This window comes from Streptomyces nigra (assembly GCF_003074055.1).
Taxonomy (GTDB): domain Bacteria; phylum Actinomycetota; class Actinomycetes; order Streptomycetales; family Streptomycetaceae; genus Streptomyces; species Streptomyces nigra.
Genome location: NZ_CP029043.1, coordinates 7324355 through 7344057, shown reverse-complemented (window position 1 = coordinate 7344057; position 19703 = coordinate 7324355). Strand labels below are relative to the sequence as shown.

The following is a 19703-nucleotide window of genomic DNA, read 5'->3' as shown; positions in this document are numbered from 1 at the left end:
GCCGCCGTACCCATGACCGTGACGGCGCTGCTCGCCGGCGCGGGGCCCGCGGTGGCCCACGGCACGGGTTCGGCGGGCGTCGGTGACCCGTACTTCCCGCTGGCCGGCAACGGCGGCTACGAGGTGGACCACTACGACCTGACGCTGCGGTACGACACCGGCAGCCGGCGCCTGGAGGGCAGAGCCGTCCTCACCGCCCGCGCCACCCAGCGCCTCGCGCGTTTCGACCTCGACCTCACGGGCCTGAAGGTCACCTCGGTCACCGTGGACCACGCGAAGGCTGCGTTTCGGCGTTCCGGGCAGGAACTCGTCGTCACCCCGCGCCGCGCGCTGCGCCCCGGCCGGGCCTTCCGGGTCACCGTCGACTACCACGGCACCCCGAAGCCGGTCACCGACCCGGACGGCTCCGCAGACGGCTGGATCCCCACCGACGACGGCGCCTTCGTGGCCGGTGAGCCGCAGGGCGCGATGACCTGGTTCCCGGCGAACAACCACCCCACCGACAAGGCGACGTACGACTTCACGGTGACCGTGCCCAAGGGGCGCACGGCCGTGGCCAACGGCGTGCTGCTCGGACAGCGCACCGCACACGGGCGCACCACGTTCCGCTGGCGCGCGGCCGAACCGATGGCCGCCTATCTGGCCACCGTCACCGTCGGCACGTTCAAGGTGGAGCGGTACACCACCCGCGACGGCGTCGAGGTCTACAACGCCGTCGACCCGCGGGAGGCCCGGGCCGCGGCGCCGGTGCTGCGGAAGCTGCCCGAGGTGCTCGCCTGGGAGAGCGGGCTGTTCGGGCCGTACCCGTTCCGCGCGGCCGGCGCGATCGTCGACCACGCCCCGGACGTCGGCTACGCCCTGGAGACCCAGACCCGGCCGCTGTACGACTCCGCGCCCGACCTGGCCACGCTCGTGCACGAGAGCGCCCACCAGTGGTTCGGCGACTCGGTGTCCCTGACCACGTGGAAGGACATCTGGCTCAACGAGGGCTTCGCCACGTACGCCGAGTGGCTGTACGACGAGCAGCACGGCGGCGACACCGCCCAGAAGGCCTTCGACACCCTGTACGCCCGTCCCGCGAGCGACGAACTGTGGGCGTTCCCGCCCGCGGACCCGGGCAGCGGCGCGAACATCTTCGGCACGCCGGTGTACGCGCGGGGCGCGATGGCCCTGCAGGAACTGCGGCGCGCCGTCGGGGACAAGACGTTCCTCCGCATCCTCCGCGCCTGGGCCACCAAGCACCACGACGGGCACGGCACGACCGCCCAGTTCGTGAAGCTGGCGGAGGCGACGTCGGGGAAGCGGCTGGACGGACTGTTCCGGACGTGGCTGTTCACGGAGGGCAAGCCCCGGCGCGCCTGACCGCACGCCGGGTCACCGGCGTCTCGTCCACGGCCGCATCAGCTCCAGGTCCTCGCCCCAGGCGTCCAGCACCTCGCCGTGCCCGGCCCGCCGCGCGGCCGTCTCGACTTGGGCGAACAGCCCGCGCTGGACCGTCACTTCGCCGGTCGCCGTGATACGGCCGACCGTGTCGAGCAGGGTGTCGGTGTCCCACCCGGGGAGCGGGTGCCGGGCCAGTTCCCAGGCCAGGTACTTGTTGTAGGGGCGGGGACGGCGGTCGAGTGTGAAGAGCAGGTCGAGGAGGTGGCCGACGCTGTCGGCGGCGTCAAGGCGTGCGGGGAGGGACTGACCGTCCCGGTCGTTCTTGAGGGACCGGTAGACGGAGTTGACGTAGGCGTCCAGCCGGGTCGCGGCGTCGCGCGCCGCCTCGTCGGCGGTCAGGTGCGCCTTGGCGGCGAGGATGCGGGTGATCTCCCCGTCGAGGCGGTCGAGGACGACCCGGGCGCGCGCGAGGGCGTACCGCTCGAAGCCGGGCATCCCCGCCGCCCGGAAGTCCGTGAGGGAGACGACGACGAGGTCCAGTTCGGCACTGCGGTGCCCGGCGAAGCGGGTGAGGCCGGTGGGAGCGTCGTCGGCGAGGACCACGTACAGATCGTGGTCGGAGTGCCGGGTGGCCGTGCCCTCGTGGGCCCGGGACCCCTTGAGGACGAGCCCGACGACGGCCGGGTCGGCGGCGGCGAGGGCGACGAACGCGTCGTAGGTGAGGGGCTGTTGCGCGGTCATGGTGGGGATCTCCGTGGGGTGATGACGGGTTGCCTGCCAGGGCCCCCGCATCCAGGGCGCCCGTACCGTCCGCGGCTGCGCGGGGCCGCCGCCCGGAGAATCAACGCACGCCGGGACTGTACCCCGGGCCGACCGGGTAGCGTCGGGTCGGCCCGGGGAGGGGACGGACGTGACTGCGCGCCCGGCCGTGCCGGCGGCCGAGGCCGGCAGCCCGCGTCAATTCGGTGGAGCCGCGTATCGCCCCGCTGATACGTTCGCGGTGGACCGGCCGAGTCGTCGTAGGAGGTGAGACCCGTGAACGCAGTTTTCCGTGGGTGCTCCCTCATCCCGTCACGGTCCGGCGGCTGACGATCGGTGTCGCCAGGAGCGCCTGAGTTCGAGGCTCTCCTGGAAGGGGACTCCGATGGATCCGAAGACCTACCCATCACATCCGGCCGAGCAGGCCACGCTGGTCACGCGCGTCGCGTACGGGCAGTGGCATGCCCTGGAGGACGACCTGGTGGTCGGCCGAGGGCATGTGCAGCACCGGCCGGACGGACGACTGTTCGTCAGCGTCGACGCCTGGCACGACACCGCCTTCGCGCAGCTCGCCGAGGCGATGACCGCGGCGTTTCCGGCGCCGCTGCACACCGTGGTCGACGAGGCCGACACCGAGCTGACGGCCCGGTGGCGGCGGGCCGGTTTCACCGTTCCGCGCCGCGAGGTGGAGTACGCCGTCCCCACCGACCCCGACGTCACAGGGCTGCGTGCGGTCGTACCGCCGCCGGGCGTGACCATCGTGCCCGCCGGACAGGCGGACGAGGGGATGCTGCGCGAGGTGGACCGTGTCATCCGGGCCGAGGTCGAGGCGACCGTGGGCTGGCGGTCGATGCCCGCCGAGGTGGTGCCCCGAACGGAGGGCGACACCATCGTCGACCCGGCGCTGTACGCGGTGGCCGCGACGCCGGACGCCTACCTGGGGCTGATCCGGGTGGTGCGGGTGAAGCGGCCGCGGATCGGGCTGCTCGCGGTGCGGGCCGGTGAGCGGCGGCGCGGCGTCGGCCGGGCTCTGCTCGCCCACGCGCTGGGTGTGCTCCACCGTGCCGGGACCGCCGAGGCGTGGGCCGAGGTCGACGCCTCGAACGCGGTGGCGTCGGCGCTGTTCCGGGGCGTCGGGGCGCGGCCGGTGGGCGGCACGCTGGAGCTCGTGCGATGACGCGGACCAGGAACGTCATCGAGGCCGAGGGCCGGGTCGTGGAGTGTCTGCGCAGCGCCATGTTCACCGTGGAGCTGGAGAACGGCCACCAGGTCCTCGCGCACATCAGCGGGAAGATCCGCAGACACTACATCCGGATCATGCTGGGCGACCGGGTCCTGGTGGAGCTTCCGCCGTACGACCTGGCGCGGGGGCGGATCGTGTTCCGGTACCGGAACTAGCCGTGTTGTCCGTGGGGCCCGGTCCTGAACCGGACCGGGCCCCTTGGGCGTGCGGGCCGTCAGGCCGGTTCGGGTTGGGGCTGCGGCTGCCGGGCCGGGACGGTCCCCGTCTCCGCGTCCCAGAGCCTGGTCGTGCGGACGTAGACGTAGACCACCGACGTCATCGCCAGGACCAGCAGCGGCCCCCAGATGCGCGGGTGCAGCGCCATCTCCATCGGGAGGTACCGGTAGCTCACCAGCAGGGCGGTGAAGACCACCGTGCCGTACGAGACGAGCACGACGGCCGGCCGGTCCCAACCGCGCACCTGGGCGCGCAGCGCCGCCTCGATCGTCAGCGCGAACACCACACCGGCGAGCAGGTCCACGCCGTAGTGGTAGCCGAAGCCGAGGGTCGCGGTGAGCGTGGCGACCAGCCAGAACGTACCGGCGTGGCGCAGGAGCCGAGGGGCCCTGCGGGTGTGGATGAAGATCGCGATGCTCCACGCCGTGTGCAGGCTCGGCATGCAGTTGCGGGGGGTGAGCCCGTCGTACGGCATCGGGTGCGGGGTGCTCAGGGGCGGCGGGGTGTGGGGCCACAGGTTGAGCAGGGACCATTCCACGCCGCCCGTTCCGGACGCGCCCGGGCCGTAGGCGAAGACGGGGCCGACCACCGGGAAGATCATGTAGAAGGCCGGGCCGAGCAGGCCGATGACCAGGAAGGTGCGGACCAGGTGGTGGCGTGGGAAGCGGCCTTCGGAGGCCACGTTGCGCAGCTGGTAGAGGGCGACCACCACGGCGGCCACGGCGAGCTGTGCGTAGACGATCTGGACGATGTCGGTGCCGATCGGGGCCGTGGCCTCGAGCATCCGCCCGGCCAGCCAGGACGGGTCGCCGAGGGCCCGGTCGGCGGTGGCCACATACGGGTCGAGGACCGTCGGGCGGGTCTTGGCCGTGATGATCAGCCAGGTGTCACCGGTCTTGCGGCCCGCCATGAGCAGGAAGGCCAGTCCGACGCCCTTCAGCAGGAGGGTGCGTTCGGCGCCGGTGCGGCGGGTCACGGCGATGACCGCGAACGCCAGGATCACCCAGAGCGCGCCGCCGCCGAGGAAGTACTCGCTGGGCGGGTCGACGCCGATCATCCATCGCACCAGGGCGGAGACGACGTCGATGCCGAGCGCGGCGCCTGCCGCGAGGAGGCGTTGCCGCCAGGTGAGCACCACCATCAGCAGCGCGAGACCGGCGTACAGGGGGCCCGGTTTCGGGGCGTATATGAGGTCCTTGACCTGACTGGTCATCGGTCCCGGGACGCCGATGTCGCGTGCGGCGATCTCCAGGGCGACCAGGAAGCCGAGGACCGCCACGCCTGCCGCGGTCCAGAACATCGCCCGTGGCCGGCGCCATGGGACGGGTCCTTCGGCCGTGTCCTTCTCGTTCGGGGAGATCCGCGACGATATGGATCTCACCGTTGTGCCCGGTGTGTCATGGGCAGCCAAGCCACCTTTCGCGTCGCACGGCATGGTCTCCCTGGTGGGGGCGGCGGGGACCGTCGTCGGTGCGCACATGCTATCCGGGCGGCTCTGGGCGCTTTCCGCTGGTCACCGACAACGCACCGGGCACGGCCCCCGACATGACGGCGCCGCCGCCCGGCCCAGGGAAGGACCGGACGGCGGCGCCGTCAGGCGGGAGGCGGTCGAGGATCAGGGGGTCAGGGTCCAGCGGGCGATGTGGCCGACGTCGATGTTCGCACGGTCCTGCACGCGCAGCGCCCAGGTGCCGTTGAGCGGCTGTGCCGAGGCGTCGACGGTGAAGGTCTGGTCGACGTTGTCGGCGGAGCCGCCGCTGCGGTTGAGCAGCGGGTAGACGGTGCCGTTCGGGCCGACGAGGTCGACGACGAGGTCGCCGCGGTAGGTGTGGACGATGTTGACGTAGACCGAGGTGGTCGCGGAGGCGTTGCCCTCGCGGCCGCTGATGGTCACCGGGGACAGGACGGCCGCCCCGTTGTCGGGGATGTCCACGCGGGTGGCGTTGGAGTAGACGTAGGCGATCTGCCAGGTGAAGGTGTCCGAGGCGGTCGCGCCGGTGCTGTCGGTGACCGTGACGGTGACGTCACTGGTGCCGAGGGTGGCCGGGGTGCCGCTGATCAGTCCGCTCGGGCTGATGCTCAGGCCCTCGGGCAGGCCCTCGGCCTCGTAGGTGAGGCTCGCCCCGGAGTTGGTGGTGTAGGCGTCGAGCTGGAGGCTGACGTCCTGGTTGACGCCGCTGATCTGGTCGGCGACCGGGGCGAGGTTGACGCCGAGCGCGATGCGGTTGCCGACGTTGATCCCGGCCCAGGCGTCGGCGACGGCGAGGTAGGTCGGGCTGTAGGCGCCGAACAGGTCCGCGGCGGCGGACAGGGTGGCGGTGCGGGCCCCGGCGTAGTTGGTCGTCGACGTCATGTACGTCGTCAGCGCGCGGTACCAGATCGCGGCGGCGTTCTCGATGCCGATGCCGGTGACGGGCTGCCCGTCGTAGGTGGGGCTGTCGTAGTCGACGCCGTTGACGGTCTTCGGGCCGCTGCCCTCGGACAGCAGGTAGAAGAAGTGGTTGGCGGGGCCGGACGAGTAGTGGACGTCGATGCCGCCGAGCGTGGAGCTCCAGTTGTCCCTGGACGCGCCGTCCTTGGAGGGCTTGTCCATGTAGCGCAGCGGGGTGCCGTCGCCGTTGATGTCGATCTTCTCGCCGACGAAGTAGTCACCGGGGTCGGCGGGCAGGTCCTCGTGGAACTCGACGGCCGCGGCGAAGATGTCGGAGGTGGCCTCGTTGAGACCGCCGGACTCACCGGAGTAGACGAGGCCCGCGGTGGCGGCCGTGACGCCGTGGCTCATCTCGTGGGCGGCCACGTCGAGCGCGGTCAGCGGGTGGGTGTTGCCCGAGCCGTCGCCGTACGTCATGCAGAAGCAGGAGTCCTGCCAGAAGGCGTTGACGTAGTTGTTGCCGTAGTGGGCACGGCTGTAGGCGGCGACGCCGTCGTTGCGGATGCCGTTGCGGCCGTAGCTGTCCTTGAAGTAGTCCCAGGTCGCCGCGGCGCCGTACGCGACGTCCACGCCCGCGGTCTGGCGGTCGGACGGCTGCCCGTTGCCCCAGACATCGTTGTCGTCCGTGAAGAGGGTGCCGGTGCCCGAGGTGCCCTGGTTGAGGTCGTACGTCTTCTGATTCGCGCGGTCGGGGTCGACGAGCTGGAACGTCGACCCGGACTGCGTGGTGCCGATCTCGACGTCGCCGACGAACTGGCCCTTGCCGGAGCCGGTGTGCACCTTCTCGGCCGCCAGGAGCTGCTTGCCGGTGGCCGCGTCGGTGACGACCTGGAGTTCGCTGGGGGTGCCGTCCTTCTGGACGCCCTCGACGACGGTCTCCCAGGCGAGCACGGGCTTGCCGGCGCCGGCCCACACCACGAGCCGGGGCGCGCGCTCCGTCTCGGCGCCCTTGACGTCGGTCTTCTTCGACGCGGCGAGGGCCTTGCCGGCGGCGGCGGACTGGGTGACCTTGGGGCTGAGGGTGTTCAGGGCGAGCGTCGCCTTGCCGGCCCTGGTGACGGTCGTACGGCCGCTCCTGTCGTGGACGACGAGGTCGCCGCCGAGGACGGGGAGTCCGGCGTACGTGCGCTCGTAGCGCGTGTGCGTGGTGCCGTCGGCGTCCTTGACGACGTCCTTGACGAGGAGCTTCTCCTTGCCGCCGAGGCCGATCCGCTGTGCGGTGCCGGCCGCCTCCGACTGGGCGCTCTTGATGAGGGCCGTGCGGCGGGCGGGGGTGAGGGCGGCCGGGGCGGCGCCCGCCCGGGGGTTGGCGGTGATCTTCGCGGGGCCCGGGTCGGCCGGCGCCGCCGCGGCCAGACCGGGAGCGGCCAGGGCCAGCAGGGCCCCGACTGCCGTGAGGGCTATACCGGTTGCGCGTCTGCGCCGGACGAGGGCGCGGTGTCGCAGGGACAAAGGGGTGCTCCTTCGGGACGGTCGGCCCGTGTGGGGGCCGTGGACGAGAGGACCGGCGGGGTGTGCCGGTCCGTAGCGCTGCACGGCATGCGGGTGGAAGGAGGTGGGGGGTGGCAAGACGTCCGTTTCGCGTGGTGGTCACGTGGACGAACGGTGAACTCGAGCAGAAGGGTGACACCGGACCCTTGCGTTTGTCATGCGACCGCCAAAGTGACGGCTTGAATTGGCCTCGCAAGCCGGGTCAAATGGGCGCGGCGGGCGCGGGATTTCGGCCGCGCGGCCCGGAAGCAGCCGCAGCGAGTCCGCTGATCATCGCCTGCCTGACCACGTAAGACACGACTGAGGCCCTGCAACCGGCTACCGCCACGCTCAAAGGGCGGGTCCTTGTGAGCCTGGCCGGATACGGCGACCAGAGCATCTCCGCCCTGACGGAGATGCTCAAGAACCCGGCGCCGACCCCATGACCACGTGGCTACGGGACTGCACTCAGGTGCCGGTCACCCCGTCCAGCCGTTCGCGGAGCAGGTCCGCGTGGCCGTTGTGGCGGGCGTACTCCTCGATGAGGTGGACCAGGATCCAGCGCAGGGAGACGCCCGCGTCGCCTACGCGACCGGCCTCCCGCTGGGACAGGCGGCCGGCGTCGTCGAGGGAGGCGTCGGCCGTCAGTTCACGGCCCCGGGCGATCTGCGCCTGCCAGGCGGCCGTCGCCTCCTGCAGGCCGCGGTCCGGGGCGAGGGTGAAGCCGTCGGTGTTGTCCGCGCCGAAGACGGGTGGCACGTCCAGGGACGCGAAGACGCGCTGGAACCAGTTGCGTTCCACTTCGGCCATGTGCTGCACGAGGCCGAGCAGCGTCATCCGTGAGGGAGGCACCGCGGCGTGCCGCAGACGCTCGTCGTCGAGGCCGGCGCACTTCAGGGCAAGGGTCGCACGGTGGAAGTCGAGCCACGCCTCCAGCATGGTGCGCTCGTCGGCGTGGGCGGGAGGGACGGGCCGGCCGTCCGGTGTCGTAGTCGTCGTCATCAGGTCACCGTGGCATCAACACATCGCCCGCGTAATGGACTTCGTCCGCGACGAACACACCGCGTGTCGTCGGACCGGGGTTGCCCGCACCGACCCGGGGAAAGGCTTTTCACGCTCGTTTCACCCGTCCCACGGGAAGGACAGGAACCAATGAGCCCTCTTCTCCCTCGCGTCTCAGCCCGGCCCCGGTCACTTCGGTCGCAGGCGGGCCGCCTCGCCGTGGGCCTCGCCTTCGCGCTGACGGCCTCGGTGCTCGCCGCATCCGCCCCCACTGCGGCCGCCCCGAGCGAGGCGGGACCGCATCGGCCGTCCGCCGCGAAGGGGTGGTTCACCTCCTGGACCGGCTCCCAACAGGGGCGTGCGACACAGCAGTTGAACGATCAGTCCGTGCGGATGATCAGCCATCTCAGTCAGGGCGGTGACGCCCTGCGGATACGGCTGCAGAACACGTTCGGCGAGACGCCGTTGACCGTGACCGCGGCGACCGTCGCGCACAGCGACGGCGGCGGGGCGGCGACGGAGGGCGATCCGGTCCCCGTCACCTTCGCCGGGAGCGGCACGGTCGTCGTCCCGGCCGGCGGCGAGGTGTGGAGCGATCCGGCCCGGCTCCGCACGGCGGCCCAGGAGGACATCGCGGTGTCCGTCTCCGTGTCCGGCACCGTGACCGCCGGCATCCACAACAGCGCCTTCCGCGACAACTACCTGACCCCGCCCGGCTCCGGGGACCACACCACCGACGCCTCGGGTTCCGCGTACACGCGGACGACCGGCTCGACGTATCTGGTCACCGCCGTCGACGTGCACAACCCGCGGCTGCGCGGCACGCTCGTCGCGTACGGCAGCTCGGTGGTCGACGGCACCGGGTCGACCGACTGCGGTCCGGGCTGCCAGCGCCCGGGCGAGAACCTGCGGTGGACGGACTTCGTGGCACGGCGCATCACCGAAGAGCTGCCCGCCGACCGGCAGTTCACGGTCGCCAACGCCGGTATCGGGGGTACCACCAGTGCCGCCACCTGCCCCCGCACGGACCCGTCGCTGCGCGGCCTGGACGCGGTGTCCCGTCTGGAACGCGACGTGCTCGCCCTCCACGGGGTGACCGGGGTGCTCTACTACTACGGCACCAACGATCTCGCGGCCGGATGCGCTGCCGACCAGATCCTGGACAGCTACCGGGAGGTGTTCCGGCGGCTGCGGGCGGCGGGCATCGAGGTGTACGTCACGCCGATCACCCCGCGCCCCGGCTACACGGACCAGAACAACCGGGACCGGCACGCCGTCGGCACCTTCGTCTCGACGTGGAACTCCTGCGCCGGCACCTGTGACGGTGTGCTGCCGTTCGACCAGGTGCTGAGGGACCCGTTGAAGCCGAACGGCATCAACCCGCCGTACGACACCGGGGACGGCGTGCACGCCAACATCGCCGGTCAGGAGGCCCTCGCGGACATAGTGTCGCTGCCGATGCTGGCGGCGTCCGCGTCCCGCTGAACCCGTCCGCATGGGGCGTCACTTCGGTGTCGCGGTTGCGACATGTCCCACCTGTGCCAGCGAAAACGAGTGACACGGTGATCACCACCGCCGGATTCTGTCCAGCGCGCGGACATCCCCACGCGCTGGACGGAAGGCACTGCACACATGAGACGGATCCGCCTGGTGGCGGCGATATCGACAGGACTCGTCCTGGCATCCGGCGCGGTGGCGCCGACCGCCGCCCCCTCCGATACGGCGTCCCCCTCCCGACAACCCGCCCACAAACCCTCGCACACTCTGGGCACCGTTCGCCTCATCACCGGCGACCGGGTGACCGTGGGCACCGACGGCGAGGGGCGGCGCACCGCCTCGGTGACACCCGGACCCGGACGGCGAGGCCTCGTCTTCCGTACGTACGAGGAGGACGGGCGGCTGACCGTCATGCCGTCCGACGCCGGGAACCTGGTGGCGGCCGGGGTGGTGGACCGCGGCCTGTTCGACGTGGGCGCGCTGCTCGCGCAGGGTTACGACGAGGCGCACAGCGACGCGCTGCCCCTGATCGTCGCGGGCGCCGACGGTGCGGCGGCGTCCGCCGTGAAGCGGCTGACGGGCCTGGCCGAGGACGGCTCCCCGGTCCGCCGCCTGGACAGCATCGGCGCGCGTGCCGTGCGGGTCGCGGACGGCGACCTCGGGCGGTTCTGGAAGCAATTGACGCCGGATGCCGACGGGTTGAACTCCGCGCGGACGGCGAGCACGCCACGCGTGTGGCTGGACGGCCGGGTGCGGGCCACCCTCGACCGCAGTGTGCCGCAGATCGGCGCGCCGGAGGTGTGGAAGGCCGGCCAGCAGGGCGAGTCGGTCAAGGTGGCCGTGCTGGACACGGGCGCGGACCAGACGCATCCGGATCTGGCCGGGCGGATCTCCGAGGCCCGGGACTTCTCCGACAGTTCCGGGACCGGGGACGTCTTCGGGCACGGGACGCACGTCGCCTCGATCGTCGGAGGCAGCGGCGCGGCCTCCGTCAACGGCAAGGGCGGCAAGGGCGTCGCCCCGCGAGCCGACCTGATCGTCGGCAAGGTGCTCGGTGACGACGGCTTCGGGTCCGAGTCCCAGGTGATCGCCGGCATGGAGTGGGCGGCGGGCAGCGGTGCCAAGGTCGTCAACATGAGCCTCGGCTCGGACGTCCCGACCGACGGCACGGACCCGATGAGTCTGGCGCTCAACGAACTCACCGAGCGTACCGGCGCGTTGTTCGTGGTCGCGGCCGGCAACGCGGGCGAGCTGGGCAGGGGCACGATCGGCTCCCCCGCCGCGGCGGACGCGGCGCTCACCGTGGGCGCGGTCGACCGTGACGGCGGGCTCGCGCCGTTCTCCAGCCGTGGTCCCCGGGCCGGTGACGACGCCGTCAAGCCCGACCTGACGGCACCGGGTGTGGGCATCGTGGCGGCACGCGCGGACGGCACGACCATGGGTGAGCCGGTCGACGCCCGGCATGTGGCGGCCTCCGGTACGTCCATGGCGACCCCGCACGTGGCGGGCGCGGCGGCGCTGCTCGCGCAGCGGCACCCGGACTGGAGCGCGGCCCGGTTGAAGGACGCGCTCGTCAGCACGGCCCGTACGGCGTCCGGTCAGGAGGTGACCGAGCAGGGCGGCGGCCTCGTCGACGTGGCCGCGGCAGCGCTGGGCCCGGTCACCGCGACCGGCACCATCGCCCTGGGCCCGCTGCGGACGGACGGCGGCGAGCCGCGTACGGAACACCTGCGGTACACCAACACCTCGGGTGCGGCCGTCACTCTCGGGCTCACGGCCCGGCTGGCCACCCCCGGAGGACGGACGCCCGGCGAGGGCGCCGTGAAGCTCGGCTCCTCCTCGGTGACCGTGCCCGCGGGCGCCACCGCCGACGTACCGCTGACGGTGGACCCGAACCGCGTGCAGCGCGGCGACTACTACGGCTATGTGACCGCGGCTTCGGCGGACGGGAAGGTCACCGTGCACACCACGGTCAGCCTCGCGGTCCAGGGGCCCACACACCGGCTCACCGTCCGTACGGTCGACCTCTCCGGCCGGCAGGTGGAGGCGCTGCCGAACATCTGGGGTCCGGACGGCTTCGTCGGCTACACGAGCACCGAACCCGCCGTCGCCGAGGTCGAGGAGGGCACGTACCAGCTCGACTACTCGACCCTGGACAACGCTTCCGACGGGCAGGAGCTGCGGCAGGTGGTGCTGCCCGAGGTGCAGGTCACCAAGGACATGACCGTCACGCTGGACGTGCGCAGGACGACGTTGGTCGACATCCGAACGCCCCGCCCGGCGGAGCAGCGCGGCATCCTCAGCTACCAGACGTACCGGAAGATCGACGGGCGCGCTCTGCTCGCGGGCACCATGTACTTCGACGTCGTCCGGCGCCTGTACGTGAGCCCCACGAAGGCCGTCACCGACGGGACGTTCGAGTTCGCGTCCCGCTGGCAGTACGTCGCGCCGATGCTGCGGATGAAGGTGACCGGCGGCAAGGGCGGCCCGGCGGCGCCGAACGCGTTCTACATGCCGTCCTCGCCGCTGTTCGACGAGAAGGGCACAAGCCTGACCGCCGTCGACGCGGGGGACTCCACCGCGCCCGACTTCTCGAAGGCCCGTGGCAAGCTGGCGGTCCTCACCCATGAGGACTCGATCGACGAGCGGGCCCTGACCGAGCGGGCGGCCGCGGCCGGCGTGCGGGGCATCGTGTTCGTGCACTTCGCCGACATCGCCTGGACCCGGTGGCACCCCGACGGCGACCGCTGGGGCGTGCCGACGATCCGGATCGGCAAGACGGAGGGAGCGGCCCTGCTGAAGCGGATCGGCAAGGGGACCACCACGGTCCGCCTCACCGGCACCGCCCGCAGCCCGTACCTGTACGACATCATGCAGGTCTCGAAGCAGCGCATCCCGGAGAACGTCGTGCACACGGTCTCCGAGCGCAACAGCGCTGTCGTGCGCAGCCGGTACGCCGAGAACGGCGGCCTCCCCTGGGCGAGCGAGCAGCGTTTCGGGCGCCGGCCGTACCAGGACACCGCCTGGCTGCAGTACACCCGCTACGTACCGACCGGGTTCGACCGGACCGAGTACGTGAGCAGCGGGGACACCGAGTGGCAGCACCTGGTGCACCACGAGACGACGTACGACGTGGACACGCCGCTGCGCGCCGGCATGGCGGACGCCCCGCGGACGTACCGGGCGGGCGAGCGCACGAGCGACACCTGGCAGGCGTCCGTCGTCCGGCCGTCGATCCCGCGGGGCACGACGACGCCGTCCGTGCGCAAGGGTGACGTGCTGAGCGTGCGGATACCGGAGTTCACCGACTCCCGGGCGGGCCACTGGTCCCGCCTCGTCGTGGACAGCGGGGGCGGCGGCATCGGTACGCGGGCCCCGCGGGGCGACGCGGCCGAGGCGGTCCTGTACCGGGACGGACGGCAGGTGGGGCGGGCCGACGGCGGCTTCGCCGACTTCGAGGTGCCGTCGGGCACGGCCGGCTACCGGCTGGACCTGACCACTTCGCGGACCTCGCCGGAGTGGGCGTACGCGACGGGCACCGAGACGTCGTGGACGTTCCGTTCGGGCACGGCGGACACGCCGGCCACCCTGCCGCTGCTCCAGCTCGACTACGACGTGCCGGTCGACGTGGACAACGCCGTCCGCCCGGGCCGTACGCACACCGTCGGCGTGTCCATCCGCGCCCAGGACGGGCTCGCCGCGCCGCGCGGTGTGAGCGTCCAGGTCGAGGTCTCCTACGACGACGGCCGGACCTGGAGCCCGGCCGGGGTGAAGTCGCGGGGGCACAACGCCTTCGCGGCCACCGTCACCAAGCCGTCCCGGACCCACGGCGACGCCTTCGTGACACTCAGGGTGACGGCGCGTGACACGGCCGGAACCTCGGTCCGGCAGACCGTGAAGCGGGCCTACCTGCACCGCGGCTAGGCCGTACACGAGGGTGAGTGGGCAGGCAGGCCGCCCACTCACCCTCACCGCCTGTCACATTCGTGGAGTACGGTGTCCGCCGTTCGGGTTGGCCGGAAGTCGCGGGGAGGACACCATGACGCTGGAGGCCGCAGGGGTGTCGGAGGCCGAGGAGAACGTCTACCGGTATCTGGTGACGGTCAGCCACGCCTCGGCGGTGGACGTCGCCGAGCGCATCGGGCTCGGCCCGGCCGAGACGGAGGCCGTGCTCGACGCGCTGACCCGCAAAGGTATGGCCAGCCACACCGACGTGCTGCCCCGCCGGTTCCGGGCCACTCCCCCGGACGTGGCGCTGATGCCCGGGCTGAAGCGGCACGCCGACGCCCTCGACCTCGCCCGCGTCGAGGCCACCGGTCTGCTGGAGGTGTACCGCGACACGATGCGTCGGCGGGACGCCGGCGAACTGATCGAGGTCATCACCGGCGCCGAGGCGCTGCGCCAGCATCTGCGCCAGATCCAGTGCGGCGCGCGGGACGAGATGCTCTGGTTCTGCAAGGCCCAGTACGTGGCGATGCCGTCGGGCAGCAACGACTCCGAGTTCGAGGCGCTGGGGCGCGGCGTGCGCTACCGGGTGCTGTACGAGAAGGCGTTCTTCGACGACGAGGGAGCCGTTGACAACGTTGTTGCGGGCGTGCGGGCCGGGGAGGTCGCCCGTGCGGTGCCGCATCTGCCGCTGCGGCTGGCGGTCGCCGACCGGGCCGTCGCGATCTGCCCGCTCGTGCCCGGCGGCCCGCAGGGGAACCCGGACGAACCGACCGCTGCGCTCGTCCGGGACAGCAATCTGCTCGCCGCGCTCATCGCCCTGTTCGAGCGGTACTGGGAGACCGCGGTGCCCCTGGACGTCGACGACTCGGGCGCGGTCGCCGGGACGGACGGCGTCGGCGGCCCCGACCCGCTGTCGGCGACGGACCGGCGCCTGCTCGCGCTGCTGGTGGCCGGGGTCGCCGACAAGGCGGTGGCGACCCAGCTGGGCCTGAGCCGGCGCACGGTGCAGCGGCACATCCAGCGCATGATGGAGCTCGCGGGCGCGGCGACCCGGATGCAGCTGGCGTGGCAGGCCGCGCGCCGGGGCTGGTTGTAGGAGCCGCTACGGCACTTGGGGCGCGCTCGGTGTGCGCGGCTGCCGTTGCCCGAGCCACTGGTCGGCGCCCCAGGCGCGGAACCGCTCGACCTCGGTGAAGCCGAGCTTCGCCGCGAGGCGCATCGAGCGGGCGTTGGCGGTCTGTGTCGCAAGCACCACCGGCTCGCCCGGGAGGCACGCGTCGACCCAGTCGAGCGCCGCCGCGCACGCCTCGGCCGCGTACCCGTGTCCCCACGCCCGCGGCAGGAAGAGATAGCCGAGGTCGACCTTGCCCAGGGCCGCCTCGTTGCGGTGCTCCGTCACCCTCCTGACCAGGATCTGGCCGATCATCAGCCCGTCGCGCTCGACGACGAAGCTGCCGGGCCACGGCTCGGGCACGGCCGGCACCTCGCGTTCGAGTTCGTCGCGCTGCCGGGGACCGCCGAGGTAGGCGTGCACGTCCGGCGACGCCAGCAGCTCGATGAAGGTCGCGCGGTCCCGGACCTCGGGGGCGCGGAGCACGAGCCGCTCGGTCCTGATCGGCGCGGGCGGCCAGGTGACGGGTCCCAGTTCGGTCATGGCGGCAGGCTAGCCAAGCCGGGGACGGACCGTGCGACGTCCCGGCGTACGGGCCGTCCCCGGTGCAGCTCGCCGGCAACTCCCGCCGCACATACGGGAGATGGTTCAACGACGTAAGATCGACTCGCGAACGTGTCCGTTCACCCCCACCGGCGCGATGGAGCTGCCATGACGACCGATTCCCAGCCGTCCGTCCAGATCGACACCAGCAGGGCCCACCCGGCCCGGGTCTACGACTGGCTGCTCGGCGGCAAGGACAACTACCCCGTGGACGAGGCGGTCGGTGAGCGGCTGCCGCCCGAAGCGCGTGACGGGGCGCGGCAGAACCGGGAGTTCATGCACCGGGCCGCCGCGTGGCTCGCCGCCCAGGGCACCGACCAGTTCCTGGACATAGGCACCGGCATCCCCACCGAGCCGAACCTCCACCAGGTCGTGCAGAAGGTCGTCCCGTCGGCGAAGGTCGTCTACGCCGACAACGACCCGATCGTCCTTCGGCACGCCGAGGCGCTGCTGATCAGCTCGCCCGAAGGTGCGACCGACTACATCCAGGCGGATGTGCGCGAGCCGGAGGCGATCGTCCGGCACGCCCGGCGCGTCCTGGACTTCGACCGGCCCATCGCGCTGTCGCTGATCGCCCTGATGCACTTCATCACCGACGAGCAGGACGCCCACGGAATCGTCCGCGCCCTGGTCGACACCCTGCCCTCGGGCAGCCATCTGATCCTGTCGCACGCCTCGTCCGACCTGTTCCCGGAGCTGTCCGACCAAGTCGTCGCCGAGTACGCGAAGGGCGGCATCCAGCTCGCGTTCCGGCCCCGCCCGGAGGTGGAGCGGTTCTTCGACGGACTGGACCCCGTGGCACCCGGTCTGGTGACGGCGACGGAGTGGGCCCCCTCCTCCCCCGCCGCCGAGGCCGAGCCGAGCGGCATCTACGCGGGCGTGGCGCGCGTGCGCTGAGGCGGTCGCCCCGTGGCAGGGGTGGTGGGCCCAAGACTCGGTAGGGCGACTTTGTCTCCGTCATGAGAAAAGTAGCGAGATCTTGTGCGGAAGGGGTTCCGGGCGCGGACGAAGGCCGCTAACTTCCGGGAACTGAAGCGGTCATCGAGGCCCAGCGACGCGCGTGGGCCTGTGCTCGACGGCGCGACGGCGCGCGCCCGCAACCCCCCACCGGCGGTCGTCCGGCGTTCCACCGGCGACCGCCGCCACCCCACCCTCTCCTGGAGGAGCCGTGCGCACGAGATCGCCCTTACCCAGACGTGTCCGCACCGCACTGCCGGCCGTGGTGTGCGCCCTGGCCCTGGCCCTGCCGCTGAGCCCCGCGGCGGCGGCCCCCGGCGAGGCACCCGCCGCTCCCGGCGGCCGCGCCGCCCCCGCCGCGGCCGCCGAGGACTTCCAGCAGGTCACCCTGGCCAAGGGGGTCGCCGAGATGGGCGAGCCCATGACGATGACGGTGCTGCCCGACCGCTCGGTCCTGCACACCTCGCGGGACGGCACACTGCGCCGCACCGACGCGGCCGGCACCACCAGCGTGGCCGGCAGGCTGGACGTCTACAGCCACGACGAGGAGGGCCTGCAGGGGGTCGCCGCCGACCCCGGGTTCGCGTCGAACCGGTTCGTCTACCTGTACTACGCGCCGAAACTCGACACCCCGGCCGGGGACGCCCCTTCGAACGGCTCGGCCGCCGACTTCACCCCGTTCGACGGGGTCAACCGGCTCTCCCGGTTCGTGCTGAAGAACGACAACACGCTCGCCCTCGGCAGCGAGAAGAAGATCCTGGACGTGCCCGCCTCCCGCGGCCTGTGCTGCCATGTCGGCGGTGACATCGACTTCGACGCGGCGGGCAACCTGTATCTGTCGACCGGCGACGACTCCAACCCGTTCGCCTCCGACGGCTTCACGCCGATCGACGAGCGCGCCTCCCGCAACCCGGCGTACGACGCACAGCGTTCCGCCGGCAACACCAACGACCTGCGCGGCAAGATCCTGCGGATCAAGGTCGACGCCGACGGCTCGTACGCGATCCCGTCCGGGAACCTCTTCGCACCCGGCACCGCGAAGACCCGGCCCGAGATCTACGCGATGGGCTTCCGCAACCCGTTCCGGATGAGCGTCGACCGGGCCACCGGCACCGTCTACGTCGGCGACTACGGCCCCGACTCCGGCACCGCCAGCCCCTCCCGCGGCCCCGCCGGACAGGTCGAGTTCAACCGCGTCACCAAGGCCGGGAACTTCGGCTGGCCGTACTGCACCGGCAAGAACGACGCCTACGTGGACTTCGACTTCGCGACCAACACGTCCGGCGCCAGGTTCGACTGCGCCGCACCGAGGAACACCTCGCCACGCAACACCGGCCTCACCGACCTGCCGCCCGCACAGCCCGCCTGGATCCCCTACGACGGAGGCTCCGTCCCGGAGTTCGGCAACGGCTCGGAGTCCCCGATGGGCGGCCCCGTCTACCGCTACGACGCCGCCTCCTCCTCGGACGTGAAGTTCCCGCAGGAGTACGACGGGGACTTCTTCGCCGGTGAGTTCGGCCGCCGCTGGATCAAGCGCATCGAGACCGGCGGCGACGGCACCGTGCAGTCCATCAACGCCTTCCCCTGGGCCGGCACCCAGGTGATGGACATGGCCTTCGGCCCGGACGGCGCCCTGTACGTCCTCGACTACGGCACCGGCTACTTCAACGGCGACGAGAACTCCGCGCTGTACCGCATCGAGCATGTGACGGGCGGGCGCGCCCCGTTGGCGCAGGCCAAGGCGAACGTCACCTCCGGCAAGGCCCCGCTGGCCGTGTCGTTCTCGTCGGCCGGCAGCAGCGACCCCGACGGCGACACGCTCGGCTACGCATGGACGTTCGGCGACGGCGCCACCTCCACCGCCACGAACCCGTCCCACACCTACACCGCCGAGGGCCAGTACACGGCCACGCTGAAGGTCACCGATCCCGGCGGCAAGTCGGCGACGGCGTCCGTGCAGATCACCGTCGGCAACACCGCCCCGACGGTCCGGATCGACACACCCGCCGACGGGCAGATCTACGACTTCGGCGCCGCCATCCCGTTCAAGGTGACGGTCACCGACCCGGAGGACGGCACGATCGACTGCTCCCGGGTGAAGGTCAACTTCATCGTCGGGCACGACAGTCACGGGCATCCGCAGACCTCCGCCACCGGCTGCACGGGCACGCTGCAGACCCTCGCGGACGGCGAGCACGACCCCAACGCCAATATCTTCGGGGTCATCGACGCCGAGTACACCGACAAGGGCGCGGCCGGCCAGCCCGCGCTGACGACGCACGACCAGCGGGTCACCCAGCCCAGCCACCGGCAGGCCGAGCACTACGGCTCCTCCGCGGGCGTGCAGATCATCACCAAGACCCCGGCGCACGGCGGCCGTACCGTCGGAGAGATCCACAACGGCGACTGGATCTCCTTCACTCCGTACGCTCTCGCCAACGCCCGGTCGTTCACCGCACGGGTCTCGTCGGCGGGCGCCGGCGGCACCATCGAGGTACGGGCCGGCTCCTCGACCGGCACGCTGCTCGGCACGGTCACCGTGCCCGTCACCGGCGGCTGGGAGACCTTCCAGGACGTCACGACGTCGCTGAGCAACCAGCCGGCCGGGTCCACCTCGCTCTTCCTCGTCTTCAAGGGCGGCGGCGGAGCGCTCTTCGACGTGGACGACTTCTCCTTCAGCACCGCCTCCGGAGGCGGCAGCCGCACAGGTGAGGTCAAGGGTGTGAACGGCAAGTGCCTGGACATCGACGCCGCGGGCACGGCCGACGGCACCAAGGTGCAGATCTGGACGTGCAACGGCACCACCGCCCAGCGCTGGACCATCGGCACCGACAGCACCTTCCGGGCGCTCGGCAAGTGCCTCGACATCGACAACGCCGGCACCGCCGACGGCACGAAGATCCAGCTGTGGACCTGCAACGGCTCCGCCGCCCAGCAGTGGGCCCCGCAGGCCGACGGCACCGTACGCAACCCCAACTCCGGGAAGTGCCTGGACGCCTCGGGCGGCACCTGGAACGACGGAACCGCCGTCCATCTGTGGACCTGCCACACCGGACCCAACCAGAAATGGACCCTGCCGTAGA

Annotated in this window: 13 protein-coding genes; 8 read left to right on the top strand and 5 right to left on the bottom strand. The window is 72.0% G+C overall.

Annotated features, from left to right (window positions below):
- The first annotated feature begins 12 nt into the window (after positions 1–12).
- The gene (locus tag DC008_RS33730) at positions 13–1362 is read left to right on the top strand and encodes a M1 family metallopeptidase (RefSeq protein WP_108710984.1); all 1350 of its coding nucleotides are present in this window, start codon (positions 13–15) and stop codon (positions 1360–1362) included.
- Between the two features lie 12 nt (positions 1363–1374).
- On the opposite strand, the gene DC008_RS33725 is transcribed toward DC008_RS33730, so the two are convergent.
- On the bottom strand, positions 1375–2124 hold the full coding sequence (locus DC008_RS33725) for a hypothetical protein (protein ID WP_108710272.1): 750 nt from the start codon (positions 2122–2124) through the stop codon (positions 1375–1377).
- A 403-nt stretch (positions 2125–2527) separates the two neighbouring features.
- Here DC008_RS33725 and DC008_RS33720 point away from each other — a divergent pair, with 403 nt between their 5' ends.
- A complete protein-coding gene (locus DC008_RS33720; protein WP_108710271.1) occupies positions 2528–3319 on the top strand; it encodes a GNAT family N-acetyltransferase in 792 nt (263 codons plus the stop codon).
- A complete protein-coding gene (gene infA / locus DC008_RS33715; RefSeq protein WP_108710270.1) occupies positions 3316–3540 on the top strand; it encodes a translation initiation factor IF-1 in 225 nt (74 codons plus the stop codon). The genes DC008_RS33720 and infA overlap by 4 nt, the downstream gene beginning before the upstream one ends.
- A 59-nt stretch (positions 3541–3599) precedes the next feature.
- Here the strand turns inward: infA and DC008_RS33710 are convergent, their stop codons facing one another.
- From DC008_RS33710 to DC008_RS33700, 3 genes are all read right to left on the bottom strand, one after another.
- Positions 3600–4901, bottom strand: a complete 1302-nt coding sequence (locus tag DC008_RS33710) for a phosphatase PAP2 family protein (protein ID WP_108710269.1) — start codon at positions 4899–4901, stop codon at positions 3600–3602.
- A gap of 315 nt (positions 4902–5216) precedes the next feature.
- Positions 5217–7484, bottom strand: a complete 2268-nt coding sequence (locus DC008_RS33705; protein ID WP_108710268.1) for a M4 family metallopeptidase — start codon at positions 7482–7484, stop codon at positions 5217–5219.
- Positions 7485–7970: 486 nt separating this feature from the next.
- On the bottom strand, positions 7971–8504 hold the full coding sequence (locus DC008_RS33700; RefSeq protein ID WP_208646052.1) for a DinB family protein: 534 nt from the start codon (positions 8502–8504) through the stop codon (positions 7971–7973).
- Between the two features lie 393 nt (positions 8505–8897).
- Here DC008_RS33700 and DC008_RS33695 point away from each other — a divergent pair, with 393 nt between their 5' ends.
- From DC008_RS33695 to DC008_RS33685, 3 genes are all read left to right on the top strand, one after another.
- Entirely contained in the window at positions 8898–9989 is a 1092-nt protein-coding gene (locus DC008_RS33695; protein WP_244221520.1) for a GDSL-type esterase/lipase family protein, read from the top strand.
- A 147-nt stretch (positions 9990–10136) separates the two neighbouring features.
- Positions 10137–13925 carry a S8 family peptidase gene (locus DC008_RS33690; RefSeq protein WP_108710265.1) on the top strand — a complete coding sequence of 1263 codons (3789 nt, stop codon included), beginning with the start codon at positions 10137–10139 and terminating at the stop codon, positions 13923–13925.
- 115 nt (positions 13926–14040) lie between these two features.
- Positions 14041–15045 carry a helix-turn-helix transcriptional regulator gene (locus DC008_RS33685; RefSeq protein ID WP_108710264.1) on the top strand — a complete coding sequence of 335 codons (1005 nt, stop codon included), beginning with the start codon at positions 14041–14043 and terminating at the stop codon, positions 15043–15045.
- 6 nt (positions 15046–15051) lie between these two features.
- Here DC008_RS33685 and DC008_RS33680 read toward each other — a convergent pair whose 3' ends face one another.
- Positions 15052–15603 carry a GNAT family N-acetyltransferase gene (locus tag DC008_RS33680; protein WP_108710263.1) on the bottom strand — a complete coding sequence of 184 codons (552 nt, stop codon included), beginning with the start codon at positions 15601–15603 and terminating at the stop codon, positions 15052–15054.
- A gap of 168 nt (positions 15604–15771) precedes the next feature.
- Between DC008_RS33680 and DC008_RS33675 the strand changes: the two genes are divergently transcribed.
- A complete protein-coding gene (locus tag DC008_RS33675; RefSeq protein ID WP_108710262.1) occupies positions 15772–16560 on the top strand; it encodes an SAM-dependent methyltransferase in 789 nt (262 codons plus the stop codon).
- Between the two features lie 271 nt (positions 16561–16831).
- Positions 16832–19702 carry a PQQ-dependent sugar dehydrogenase gene (locus DC008_RS33670; RefSeq protein WP_108710261.1) on the top strand — a complete coding sequence of 957 codons (2871 nt, stop codon included), beginning with the start codon at positions 16832–16834 and terminating at the stop codon, positions 19700–19702.
- Position 19703 lies beyond the last annotated feature (1 nt).